The organism is Lysobacter sp. P5_B9 (assembly GCF_054049835.1).
On record NZ_JBFULP010000008.1, the window covers coordinates 98,567 to 111,226 of the forward strand.

Annotated in this window: 10 protein-coding genes; 6 read left to right on the top strand and 4 right to left on the bottom strand. The window is 67.5% G+C overall.

All coding sequences use genetic code 11. The annotated features are described in order from the left end of the window. Positions 1–48: 48 nt before the first annotated feature. Positions 49–813, bottom strand: coding sequence for an anti-sigma factor (locus ACXJJ9_RS15205; RefSeq protein ID WP_457097968.1), 765 nt, complete (start codon positions 811–813; stop codon positions 49–51). Beyond that, on the bottom strand, positions 810–1,385 hold the full coding sequence (locus ACXJJ9_RS15210) for a sigma-70 family RNA polymerase sigma factor (protein WP_457097969.1): 576 nt from the start codon (positions 1,383–1,385) through the stop codon (positions 810–812). Before ACXJJ9_RS15210 ends, ACXJJ9_RS15205 begins: the two co-directional genes overlap by 4 nt. A gap of 362 nt (positions 1,386–1,747) precedes the next feature. Between ACXJJ9_RS15210 and ACXJJ9_RS15215 the strand changes: the two genes are divergently transcribed. The 3 genes from ACXJJ9_RS15215 to ACXJJ9_RS15225 all read left to right on the top strand — a co-directional run bounded on the left by ACXJJ9_RS15215 (position 1,748) and on the right by ACXJJ9_RS15225 (position 5,492). Then, a complete protein-coding gene (locus ACXJJ9_RS15215; RefSeq protein WP_457097970.1) occupies positions 1,748–3,154 on the top strand; it encodes a DUF4331 domain-containing protein in 1,407 nt (468 codons plus the stop codon). A gap of 86 nt (positions 3,155–3,240) precedes the next feature. Continuing rightward, complete coding sequence (locus ACXJJ9_RS15220; protein ID WP_457097971.1) at positions 3,241–4,389, top strand: tetratricopeptide repeat protein; 1,149 nt, start codon at positions 3,241–3,243, stop codon at positions 4,387–4,389. Beyond that, positions 4,389–5,492, top strand: coding sequence for a HupE/UreJ family protein (locus tag ACXJJ9_RS15225; protein ID WP_457097972.1), 1,104 nt, complete (start codon positions 4,389–4,391; stop codon positions 5,490–5,492). The genes ACXJJ9_RS15220 and ACXJJ9_RS15225 overlap by 1 nt, the downstream gene beginning before the upstream one ends. 59 nt (positions 5,493–5,551) lie before the next feature. Here ACXJJ9_RS15225 and ACXJJ9_RS15230 read toward each other — a convergent pair whose 3' ends face one another. Further along, complete coding sequence (locus tag ACXJJ9_RS15230; protein WP_457097973.1) at positions 5,552–8,233, bottom strand: M1 family metallopeptidase; 2,682 nt, start codon at positions 8,231–8,233, stop codon at positions 5,552–5,554. Positions 8,234–8,550: 317 nt separating this feature from the next. On the opposite strand from ACXJJ9_RS15230, the gene ACXJJ9_RS15235 reads away from it, so the two are divergent. From ACXJJ9_RS15235 to ACXJJ9_RS15245, 3 genes are all read left to right on the top strand, one after another. Continuing rightward, positions 8,551–9,879: a sensor histidine kinase gene (locus ACXJJ9_RS15235; RefSeq protein ID WP_457097974.1), complete on the top strand. Its 1,329-nt coding sequence runs from the start codon at positions 8,551–8,553 to the stop codon at positions 9,877–9,879. Next, positions 9,872–10,654 (top strand): LytR/AlgR family response regulator transcription factor, encoded by a 783-nt coding sequence (locus ACXJJ9_RS15240; RefSeq protein WP_457097975.1) that lies wholly within the window; start codon positions 9,872–9,874, stop codon positions 10,652–10,654. Before ACXJJ9_RS15235 ends, ACXJJ9_RS15240 begins: the two co-directional genes overlap by 8 nt. Before the next feature lie 84 nt (positions 10,655–10,738). Beyond that, complete coding sequence (locus tag ACXJJ9_RS15245) at positions 10,739–11,116, top strand: hypothetical protein (protein ID WP_457097976.1); 378 nt, start codon at positions 10,739–10,741, stop codon at positions 11,114–11,116. Between the two features lie 80 nt (positions 11,117–11,196). Here the strand turns inward: ACXJJ9_RS15245 and ACXJJ9_RS15250 are convergent, their stop codons facing one another. Further along, entirely contained in the window at positions 11,197–12,504 is a 1,308-nt protein-coding gene (locus tag ACXJJ9_RS15250) for a vanadium-dependent haloperoxidase (protein ID WP_457097977.1), read from the bottom strand. Between the last annotated feature and the right edge of the window lie 156 nt (positions 12,505–12,660).

The following is a 12,660-nucleotide window of genomic DNA, read 5'->3' on the forward strand; positions in this document are numbered from 1 at the left end:
CGCTTCAGGCTCCAGGAGAAAAGGCCCCGCGATTGCGGGGCCTTTTCGTTAGATGGTCTCGATACCGCCCTTGGCGATGATCGGCCCGGTCGGCACGCCCTGCGGCGCACCGCCCGGCGGCTCCAGCGAGATCGCCAGCGTGGAGCCCTTCGCCAGTGCGCGCAGCAACGCCTTCGGCACGATCACCAGCTGTGTCCGGTCGACCGAGATCAGGCCCAGCGAACGCGGCGCCTCGCCTGGCGGAATCAGCCACAGCTCGGGAACGCGCCCCTGCGCATCGGCAGGTGCCGGCACCGGCACCATCCGCACCGTGCCGCGTGCCGCGTCGATCGAAGCCAGCCAGCCCGGCGAGCCGTCGTCGCGCGCCAGCGTGGTCACTGGTTGCGCCGATTCGGCAGGCTGCACGGCCACCGGCGGCGTGACCGGTGGTGCAGGCGGCGGTTGCACGCGGCCAAAGAACACCGCCGCCACAGCCGCAGCCGCGGCCAACGCCGTCATTCCCCTCCAGAAGCCCACGCTCTGCCACATGCCGCGCTTGCCGCCTTCGACCGGCGACCAGCCCAGGCGCGTGCGGATGCGTGGCCACAGATGCACGGGCACGACCACCGGCTCGATGCCATCGAGCCATGCACCCAGGCGTTGCTCCCAGCCTGCGACCAGGCGCGCGAATGCGGCGTCGGTGGTGATCCGCGCCTGCACCTGGCGTCGCTGCCCGGCATCGAGCACGCCCAGCACGTATTCGCCTGCGAGCATGTCCGCATCCGGCGGTTCGCGCCCTGGGCCTTCATCGAATCGAGGGTCGCGAATGTTCATTGTTCAAGGCACGTCCGCAGTTGCATCAGGCCGCGGCGGATCCAGCTCTTGATCGAGCCCAGCGGCGAGCCGCTGCGTACCGCCAGTTCCTCATAGGTGGCCCCTTCGAAGAACGCTGTATGAATCAGCGTGCGGCGGCGGTCGTCGAGTTGCTCCATGCAGTGATCCAACCGCTCGCGTTCCGTCGTTGCCTCGGTGTGCTGCAAGGGCGAAGCGAGCGGATCGGCCACTTCTTCGGCCAGTTCAATCGGCGCGTTCCGTTGCGGACCCGGCAAGGCGCGCAACCGGTCGATCGCCTTGTTCCGCGCGATCATTCCCAACCACGTGATCGCGCTCGCCCGTGCCGCGTCGAACTGCACAGCCTTGTGCCAGACACTGGCGTACACCTCCTGGAGCACATCCTCGGCCTCCGCGCGATCGGAGAGAAATCGCAGGCAGATACCGAACAGCTTGCTCGATGTCGCGCGATACAGCGTCTCGAAGGCGCTGCGGCTGCCGCTGGCGACATCCACCAGCAACTCCGCCAGTTCTTCGCGGGAGTCGACACTGGGTAGTAGCGATGAATGGGGCATCCAGGCACCTGGCGATATCGAATGCAGCGCGGCAAGGGGCGAAGCGCGCACGCAGGTCGCCATCCGTCTGTGGCTAACGGCAGCAAGCAGCTGTCGCGGCCAACATCCACGAACGATGCGCGCTACGAAGCGCTATACGAGTCGATGGCGCATCCGGATGCAGCCCACCGACGTATCCATCGATGCCGACCGATGGGCGCCTCCCTGGTTCCGCCTCCCACCTGACCCGTCCGACGAACGGATGCATCCGGACACCGGGTTTGCCCCGTAAGCACGCAGGAACGCAGGCAGCGCGACGCGCAAGCATCTGCGGTTCGGCTAGGCAGGCGCCGTTCGTGCCTGCACTTACCCAGGACCCCGCCATGAAGCCCTTGGTCAAACCCTCCCTCACGAAGCGCGGCCTGCTCGCGGTCGCCATCGCAGGCTTGACGGTCGCGGCCGGCTCCGCGCTTGGTTCCAGCCATCGCGAAGCCCCGCTGATCACCCAGACCCCGAAAGTCGACGGCACTGATTTCTACCTGTTCCGCAGCTATGAAAGCGGGCGCGCCGGCTACGTCACCTTCCTCGCCAACTATCAGCCGCTGCAGGCGCCCTACGGCGGTCCGAACTACTTCCTGATGGATCCCCATGCGCTGTACGCCATCCACATCGACAACGATGGCGATGCGGTTCCCGACATCTCCTACTTCTTCAAGTTCCGCAACCGTTTCAAGAACCTCACCGTGCCGGTGAACGGCATCGATGTGGCGGCGCCGCTGAGCAACATCGGGCCGTTCGGCGCCACCGCGGCGCAGGAAGCCAATCGCAACGTCGACGAACGCTACTCCGTCGTCAGCGTGCGGGAAGGCGGCCAGACCGAGGTGGCCCGCAATCTCGGCACCGGTGGCTATCTGTTCAAGAAGCCGTTCGACAACATCGGCACCAAGTCCATCGCCGACTACGCCAAGTACGCCGATCGCCAGATCTCGCGTATCGGCGTGGACAAATGCGCGGGCGAAGGCCGCGTCTTCGCCGGACAACGCAAGGACGGCTTCGCGGTCAACCTCGGCGAGGTATTCGACCTGATCAACACCAATCCCGTCGGTGCGCCGGACGGCGAGCGCAATCTGCTCGACGATGCGAACGTCACCACGCTGGCGCTGGAATTGCCGATCGCGTGCCTCACCCATTCCGGCAACCCGATCATCGGCGCCTGGACCGCGGCCTACACGCGCGAAGGCGATCACTACCGGCAGGTGTCGCGCCTGTCGGCGCCACTGGTGAACGAAGTGGTGATCGGCCTGCCGGACAAGGACCGGTTCAATGCCTCGCAGCCCGCCAACGATGCGACCTTCGCGAAGTACGTCACCAACCCCAGCCTGCCGATCCTGATCCAGGCGCTGTTTCCCGGCGTAAAGGCGCCGACCAGGTATCCGCGCACGGACCTGATCGCGGCCTTCCTGACCGGTGTGTCGGGCCTCAATCAGCCGGCCTCGGTGAAGCCGGCGGAAATGATGCGCCTGAATACGTCGATCGCGCCCAAGGCCGCCACCTCACAGAAGACGCTCGGCGTGCTCGCGGGCGATAGCGCCGGCTTCCCGAACGGCCGCCGCCCGGGCGACGACGTGGTCGACATCGAGCTGCGCGTGGCGATGGGCGTGTTGCTGCCCATCGCCGACGCTCCATCGGGGCAACTGCCATACACCGATGGCGCGGCGCTCAAGGCCAGCGACTTCCGCGCGACGTTCCCTTACCTCAACACACCGCTGCCGGGTTCACCGAGCAACTGAGCGGGCTGCTTTGACGTAGCCCGTCCTTGCATGGCCATCCGGCAACCACGCCCTGCGTGCTGCCGGATGGCCTGGAGGAAGTCACGATGTCGCGCCTTGCGCTGTTGCGCACGCTGCCCCTGGTTGCCGGTCTGATGGCGGCCTCCGCCGCGTGGGCGCAACGCCCACCATCGCAGGTCCCGGACGATCCGCATGCCGTGCTCGAGCGCCTGCCCCACGGCTACGCACGACTGATGCCATCGTCCATTCCCGCGGCATCGGCCGTCGCACCGGTTTCGATCACGCGCATCCGGGAGTTGCTGACCACCGCGGCGCAGACCGGCGACGCGCGGTTGGCGGCACGGGCCGACGCCCTGCTCGCGCGCCTGCCGGCAGGCACGAAAGATCCCGACGTGCTGCTGGCCCGCGCCTTCAGCGCCCAGCATCGGCACGACTTTTCCGCCGCGGTAGCCCTTCTCGACGTCGTGATCGCGCACTCGCCGCGCAACGCCGCGGCGCACCTGTCGCGCGCGCAACTCCAGCTGGTACTCGGCAATGTGGATCTGGCCCGCGCCGACTGCACGGCACTGGCGTTGGGCATCGACGCTGGCAGCGGCCTGCTGTGCGTGGGGATGCTGTCCTTGCGCCGCGGCGATTACGCCGCAGCGGCAGGCGCGCTCGAGCACTGGTTGCAGGACGCCCCCGCTACGGATGAGACCCGCCGCTACGCACTGCTGATGCGTGCCGAAGTCGCCGAACGTGCTGGTGATCGCGATGCCGACACGTGGTTCCGACGCGCGCTGGCACCCGCGCCGGACGACGTCCGCACCTTGACCGCATACGCGCGCTACCTGCGCAACGCGGGCCGCGATCGCGAAGTGATGTCCCTGCTCGCCGCGCAAACCGGCCACGAAGGACTGCAGCTGCAGCGCACCCTGGCGGCGTGCCGCCTGTCCTCCGGCGCAGCGTCGTCCCTGGTGGCCGCACAGGAACGACGCTTCGCGGCCGCGCGTGCCGCGGGCAGCCCCGTGGAATTGCGCGACGAAGCCGAGTTCCTGCTGGTCGCGCGCCATGCCCCCGTCGCAGCGCTGGCGCTGGCCCAGGCCAATTTCCGCACGCAACGCGACTACGAAGACGTGGCGCTGCTGCAGCGCGCGGCCGTGGCGGCAGGGCGCAGCGAGGTCCTGCAGCCGCTGCGCAGTTGGGCGGCGGCGCAGCACCTGTCATTGCCACCGGTGCCGGAGGTCGCGCGCTGATGCAGCGTCACTGGCTGGCATTGCTGCTGTTGCTGCTCGCGTGTTCCGTGCAGGCGCACACCTTGTCGGTCGCGCACCTGGACATCGCGCATTCCGGCAGCGAAACGCGGATCGAGCTGGACCTGGCGATCCGCGATATCGCCCTCAGTTTCCCGCTCGACGCCAATCGCGACGAACAGGTGACGTGGGGCGAACTCCACGCGTTGGAGCGCCCGTTGCAGCAGTGGGTTGCTTCGGGACTCACGCTGTCGACCGCGGCCGGCGCGTGTGCGTTGCATCCACTCGGACTCGCCACGCGCCGTTACGACGATGGTGCCTACGCCACGGTGCAACTGCTCGCGCAGTGTCCTGCGCCAGCGGGCACACGCATGCGCATGCGCGTGCGCTACGACCTGCTGTTCGCACAGGATCCGCAGCATCGCGTCCTGGTCACGCTGCGACAGGGCGCAGGCGTACGCACCGCCACCGTGCGCACCGATGCGCGCACGGTGGTCCTGGGGGCGGCGCCGGACCGACCGTTCACCGACTTCCTGCGCGAGGGCGTGCACCACATCCTGATCGGTTACGACCACCTCGCCTTCCTGCTGTCACTGCTGTTGCCCGCGGCATTGCTGCGCCAGCACGGCGAATGGTTGCCGGCGGAAGGCTTTCGTCGCGTCCTGACCCAGGTGCTGGGGATAGTCACCGCGTTCACGCTGGCGCACTCGCTCACCCTGAGCCTGGCGGCGCTCGGCTGGGTGACGCCCGCATCACGCTGGGTCGAACCCGCAATCGCCATCAGTGTGTTGCTCGCCGCGATCAACAACGTCCGGCCACTGATCACGCGGCGCGCCTGGGTGGTCGGCTTCGGCTTCGGTCTGATTCATGGCTTCGGCTTCGCGGGGGCGCTGGGCGAATTGGGCTTGCCCACCACCACGCGCCTGCTCGCGCTGGTGGGATTCAACGCGGGTGTCGAGCTGGGGCAGCTGGTCGTCGTATGCGCGGTGCTGCCAGGCCTGTTCCTGCTACGGCGCGCGCGCTGGTATGCCGGCACCGCCATGCCCCTGCTCTCGTTGGGAATCTGTGCGGTGGCGGCGACGTGGCTGTGGCAGCGCGTCGTGTAGAAGCATGCGCAACAAAAAAGGCCCCGCGTGCGGGGCCTTTTTGTTCACCTATTCAACGCTCAACGCCCCATCCGCGTCGTGCCCTGCTGCCGCTGCAGCCACGCATCGATCGCCGGCAGGCGCTCGTTGCGCACCTTCAGCCGGTACTCGATGTTGGCCACCGCCGTGTCCGTGGCGCGTCGCGAGCTCGCGGCGATGTGCTTCGACGCGAAGTCCTTGAGCTTGGCGATCGTGGCCGCGTCCAGCGAGTTGTTCGCCAGCCCCGGGTAGTAGCGGCTGAGCGAGGTGGTGTCGACCTTGGCGTTCACTTGCTCACGATGTGCAGTGGCAAAGTCGAACGCGAGTTCGGGGTGGTGATAGGCCACCGTCGAGATCATCCCCGCGCTGTTGGTCTCGCCGGGTTCCGCCGTCAAGGCGAGGTCCAGCGCGCGCTTCGCCAGGGCCGGATCCTCGGCCGACGACAGCAGGGCGTAGTACTCGTCTTTCACCAGCGGCGTCTTTTCCTCCTGCGCTGCAGCGTGCAGCCGCTCCCAGGTTGCCGCGTCCGCGTGCCGTGCAACCGCGCCGAGGATGGTCTTGCGCAGTGCGGGCGGCATCGCATTCGCATCGCCGGCGGCATAACGGCGTTGCGCTTCTTGGATGACAGACGCGTCGCCCAGCGTGCCCAATGCGTCGATCAGCTGGGTGCGCAGGATGGTGACCGGATCGGCCTCGCCCGCCCTGGCCTCCCAGCCCACGCGCTTGAACACCGGCGAGAGCGTGTCGATCGCGAAGGCGCGGAACCTGGCCTGGCGCTTCGCGTCGCCACGGTAGTAGTCATCCAGGCCGGTCAAGGTTTCGGCAATGTCGCCCCAGATCTGCGGGTCGGCGTCGATGGGCGTGGCCTTGGCCAGCTCGAGATAGTCCGTCGCCGGACGCAGCCCGGCCATGCCCAGCGCCCACGCATCGCCCATCAGGCCGAGCTGGTCGATGGCGTCGAGCCTGGCGAACTCCTTGCGGAGCGTCTCGAACTGCGGCTGCGCATACAGCGTGCGGTAGTAGCCGCTCTGCCCCGCATTGACGACCAGCGGACCGCAACCCGGCACCTCGATTGTCGCCGCGCCGCCTTCGACAACCGTGCGCACGGCTTCGCCGCCGGCCTGCGCGATCACCGGCACGCGCCACTGCAGCGCGGCCTTGCCGGGGCGGTCCTTGGTGAATTCGCCCTGGGTCAGCTTGACCGTGGTCGTGTGGCCATCACACGACGCCGATTCGACGCGGATCAGCGGCACGCCCGGCTGCAGGGTGAAGTCGTGGGCGATGTCGAGAATGGGCTTGCCCGCGGCGGTCTGCACCTCGCGCCAGAGGTCGTCCGACACCGTGTTGCCGTAGGCATGCGCCTTCATGTATTTGCGCACGCCCTCGCGCCAGGCGTCGGGGCCGACGAAGCCCTCGAGCATGCGGATCACCGCACCGCCCTTCTGGTAGGTGATCGCATCGAAGGCCTGGCTTGCCTGCTCGACCGTCTCCACGTGCTGCACGACCGGATGCGTGGATGCGACGGCGTCGCGCGACATCGCGCGCTCACGGCCGTCGACGGTGCCGAGCCGGGTATTCCATTCCGGATGCAGCTTCTGGGTGGTGCGGCCCGCCATCCACGTGGCGAAGCCCTCGTTGAGCCACAGGTCGTCCCACCAGCTCATCGTCACCAGGTCGCCGAACCACTGGTGTGCGATCTCGTGCGCGGCGACCGAATACACGCGCTGCTTGTCCGATTGCGTCGAGATGGTCGGATCGAGCAGCAGAGTGTGTTCGAAGGTGAAGATCGCGCCCCAGTTCTCCATCGCGCCGAAGAACTGGCTGCTTCCGGGCGAGGCCACGTTGTCGAGCTTGGGCAGCGGATAGGGCGTACCGAAGTAGTCGTTGTATTCGCGCAGTACGTCCACGGAGGAATCCAGCGCGAACTTCGCCTGCTCGACCAGGCCGGACTGGGTGACGACGCCGATTTCGGTGTCGCCCAGCTTCGCGGTGGCGCGCTCGAAATCGCCAAGGCTGAAGAAGAGCAGGTAGGTCGACATCTTCGGCGACTGGTCGAACCGCACCCGCTTGGTGCCGTTGCCGAGGTCCGTGGTTTCCACCGCCGGCATGTTGCTCACGGCCAGCTGGTTCGCGGGCACGGTGGCCGTCAGCGCGAAGGTCGCCTTGTAGTTGGGCTCGTCCCATGACGGCACGAACTTGCGCGCGTCGGAATTCTCGAACTGGGTGTACAGCGCGCGCTTCTTGCCGGCCCGGGTGTCGTAGTCGATCGCGAACAGGCCATTGGCCTGGGTGCCGATCTTGCCGGTGTAGTCGGTGGCCAGCGTGTAACGGCCCGGGGCGAGCGGCTTGTCGACGGTGAAGGTCGCGGTCTGCGCGTCGGCGTCGATCGACACCTTCGGGACCAGCGCCTTGCGGCCGGAGCCGGCCAACCCGGCCAACGTGGCGTTGGCGAAGATCATGTCGACGGCGTTGACGGTGATGGACGCCGTCGGCTCCAGCACGTCGAGCGTGATCGCGACATGGCCGTCGAAGGTCATCGTCCCGGCGTGCGGCACCACCGCCACGTCGTAATGCGCCGGGCGCACCGTGCGTGGCAGTTGCGTGGTCGCATCCTTCACTTCGGGCGCGGTCGTCATGGACGCAGCGGCCGGGGCCGGTGCGGCGAGGACGGAACCGGTGCCGGCGAGAGCCAGGGCGATGGCGGTAACCAGGGTGCGACGCATGCAATGTCCCTTGTGGTGGGCTCGCGCGGCCATGGGCCGATATCCGCAAACCGGAGGTGAGTGAAAGGATCGATGGTGAGGGCTGGCGGGGATGGCACCGACCGCCAGAAGTCATGCCGGAATCGACAGGTGTTGCGGTTTTCGCGGGGCCCATGGGAGCCCTCGCGCAGATCCGGCCTGCCGGCCCGTTCATCCCGTCGGTTCATCCCGCTTTCGGCCACTTCCGTCGCGCGATCCCCGGTTTCGTCGCGCTTCGGTTCCCATCGCGCCAGCGGCGGCTATTCTTCGCCGCAACCAACGACGCCCCGGGAACCACCGTGATCCGCAACGTCTTCTTCGTCGCCCGCATCGCCATCGCCTGGGGCCTCGCGCTCATCCTGCTGACGTCGTTCTACAACGAGATCCCCCTCATCGGCCGGTTTGAACTGCCGATGGTGCTGTTCACCTTCATCACCCTCGGCCTGGTCGTGACCAGCGCGTTCTCGCACCTGCGCCGGGTGCGCCTGATCGCCGGCTCCGAGCAGGAAGGCCTGGGCAACCGCCAGCGCCGCCAGATCGAGATTCCGTTCGAGGCAGGCGAGGCCTTCGACCTGCTCGATGCCGCCATCCGCGAACTGCCGCGCACGCAGGACGTCGAGAGCGCACGCGACAGCCTGCAGGTGCGTGCGAAGGTACTGCGCCCGGTCACCTACGGCGACGAGCCGCCCCTGGGTCGCTTCCACCCGATGCAATGGTTCGGCAACACGCGTAACCAGATCCTCGCCACGGTCACGCCCGTCAACGGCACCGGCAGCGTCACCCTGATCTGCGAGCCGGAAAGCGGTGCATGGAGCGACTGGTTCCGCGTCGACGACGGCACCAACCTCGAGAACGCCAACGCGATCACCCGCGCCATCACCCGCCGCGTCGCCGAGCGCCGCCGCAACGAACGCGATGCCGCCGCGCAGACCGCGACCGAGAAGGAGCTCACCGTGGCCCGCCTCAACCTGCTGCATGCGCAGGTCGAGCCCCACTTCCTCTACAACACGCTGGCCAGCGCGCAGTACCTCACCCGTACCGATCCGCCGCGCGCCGACGAGATGCTCGGCCACCTGATCCAGTACCTGCGCCATTCGTTGCCGCGCACGCAGGACGAACAGGCGACGCTGGGCGACGAACTCGAACGCGCCCTCGCCTATCTGGAAATCCTCAAGATCCGCATGGGCCAGCGCCTGGCCGTGCAGGTCGACGTACCCGACAATCTGCGCGGCACCAAACTGCCGGCGATGATGCTGCAGACGCTGGTGGAAAATGCGATCAAGCACGGCCTGGAGCCACGCACCGCCGGCGGCACGGTCTGGATCCGCGCACGGCCTGTCGATGACGGCGTGTCGATCACCGTCGCCGACGATGGCGAAGGCTTCAACGTGCAGAGCGCCGGCACCGGCATTGGCCTGAAGAACATACGCGAGCGGTTGCAACTGGTCTTCAATGGCAAGGCCTCGCTCGCGGTGGTCGCCAACTTCCCCTCCGGCGTCGCCGCGACGATCACCGTTCCGGCCGTGCCGGCCGCGAACTCGACTTCACCGCCGGCGTCTGCACCTGCCGCTGCCATGCCCGCCACTGCCATGCCTGCCAAGGCCGCCGAGGATCACGGCAATGTCTAAGGCCACCTGCACTGCCGTCATCGCGGAAGACGAAGCCCTGTTGCGCAGCGCCATGCTGGAACAACTGCGCGAGGCCTGGCCGCAACTGGACATCGTCGCCGAGTGCGAAGACGGCGCCAGCGCACTGGAAGCCATCGACGAGCACCAGCCCGACGTCGCCTTCCTCGACATCCGCATGCCGGGCCTTACCGGTCTGGAAGTCGCGGCCGCCGCGGCGCAGGCGAGCCCGCACACGCAGATCGTCTTTGTCACCGCCTACGACCAGTACGCGATCGATGCCTTCGACCGCGGGGCGATCGACTATCTGCTCAAGCCCATCGCGCGCGAACGCCTGGCCGCCACCGTGCAACGCCTGAAACTGCGCGCCGCATCGGGTGCCAGCGACGCAGCGGCGCTGAACGCCGTCCTGGAGCGCCTGGGCGCGACGTTGCCGAGGAACCCCTCGCGCCCGCCGCTTACCTGGCTCACCGCCAGCGCCGGCCGCGAGACGAAGCTGATCCTGGTCGACGACGTCGCCTACTTCCGCGCCGACAACAAGTACACGACGGTGATGACGGCCGAGGGCGAAGCCCTGCTGCGCACGCCGATCCGCGAACTGCTGTCGGTGCTGGATACCGATACGTTCAAGCAGATCCACCGCTCCACGATCGTCAACCTCAAGGCGATCGCCTCGATCGTGCGCGACGACACCGGCAAGGGCACGGTCCGCCTGAAGAACCGCCCCGAAACCCTGACTGTCAGCCAGCCCTTCATGACCCTGTTCCGGCACATGTGATCGCGACGCACGGCGCGTAGCCGCTTCCGTGATCGTGCCTTCCGCCATGGCGGCCATGCCGCCAGCAACCGCGAGACAACAGCCATGCGCAACCTGATCGCCGTGATCTACTACCTGCTTGCCATGTTCGGTTGCGAAGGTGGCACCACCATCGTGAGTCGCTCCGTCATCGACGGCGTCGACGTGATCCACAGCAAGACCCGCATCATGGCCGGCATCGCCCACTTCGAATGCATCGCCAGCGCCAGCGGCGAATGCCACTACACGCTGTTTCCGCGCCAGTGCGCCCCGGCCGACAGCGACTGCGCCACACAGCCGATCGAACGCTTCACCATGACGGCGGGCGCCACGCGCGAAGTCGTCGGCCTGCCTGGTTTCAACGCCTGCGTCACCCAGGCGGACATCCCGCTGGGCAGCGACTGCAAGCCACCACAGGGTGGCGGGGCCAACGAGCCCAGGTAGCAGCCCATGTTGCGCATGGAGATGACAAAGGCCCCGCCATGCGGGGCCTTTGCCTTGGAGCAGGCGAGTCCGATGTCGAATCAGTGCAGTGGACGCAGTCGTGTGTTGAACACGTACTTGCCGATGTGCTCGCCCAACGTCACCGCGTTGACGCAGCCGGTACGGAAATGGATCCCGCCATACACGCGCGCGGATGCGGCTTCGTCCGCCGCCTGCGACAGGCTGGTGTAGCTGCGGGTCACGGCTGGCGGCAATCCCGCGGCGGTGAAGGTGAAAGCAACATCATCAGTGCCAAAGACGTCGCGGATCACTTCGGTACCGGCACCGATCGTCGAGGGAAGCCCACAGGTGTAGTCCGGGTACGGCGGCGTGGTGATGTAGGAGGACCAGTTGGGATCGGACTCGGTATCCGGGTTGCCGTCATCTGCCCAGTGGATCGCGGTGACCGGACGCCAGAAGTTGTACTTGTACTTGGTCCTGAACGTCGCGATCAGCGTGTCGTTCACGGCGATGTTCATCAGTGCGAACAGACGTGCGTTCTCCCAGGAGTCCAGGTTCTGGCCGGCGACGATCACGCGCAGCACACCGTTGAGATTGGCGCCACCCCCGGGCCAGAAGCGCGCGATCCGGCTTTCTTCCGAATCCGGCGCGGCGCCGCGCACAGCGGCGGAGCCAACCGCCTTCACTTCGTTGTAGTCGACGGCGTAGGCCTTGCCGTGCACCCGCAGGAAATCGGTGCGCCCCGGATTGAACTGCGCCGCGTTTGCGAGCGCGAACGGCGTGACCTCGCCCCAGCCACCAAATTGCGGGAACGGCTGCGGCGCCGGCGGCGTCGGCAGCGTCGGCTGATAGACACCGATGCCCGGCGCGAGCGTATACGGCACGTGCGGCGTTTCCGACCCATCCAGATTGCGCATCATCACGATGGCATGCGCGGCGGCGGCGCCGATCGCTTCTCCATCGCTGATGCACGTGGCGTGCGCGGCCGGACACGCCGGCAGGGCGGCGATGTAATTGGCGTAGGTCGTATTGATCGCGGTGGCCTGGCTGGCCGGCAGTGTCGCGAGCAGCACGTCGCTCGCGGCGCGCGCCACCGCGGCATCCGCGGATGCATTGGGATTGCCGCCGCCGATGCGGGTGTAGGACTCATAGCGCGGATCGATGGCGTTGAGCGCGTCATGCACGGCGATCTGCACCATCGTGAAGACGCGGGTCTGCTGCGGCGGGCCTCCCGCCGAGCCGACGACTGCGTTGGCATTGGCATTCCAGTCGATGACCGGGTCGGCAATGGCGGCTCCAGGCAAGGCGAAAGCCACGGCAGCAGCCAGCAGCCAACGGCGCGGCATCGGGAAACTGGAGGCGCGTGCGCGAACGGACGAGAGTTTCATCAGGGACTCCTTCGGGAGATACAGCGGGGCGGACCAACGCGAGCGCGCATGCGGTCCAGCCGACGCGATCGCGGTACTCGGGGAAAAACGCTGGTGGTTACGGAAGGCGGCCGGGGAAATTACGGGCCCACTCGGGCCGTCGGCCTGGCGCGTTGC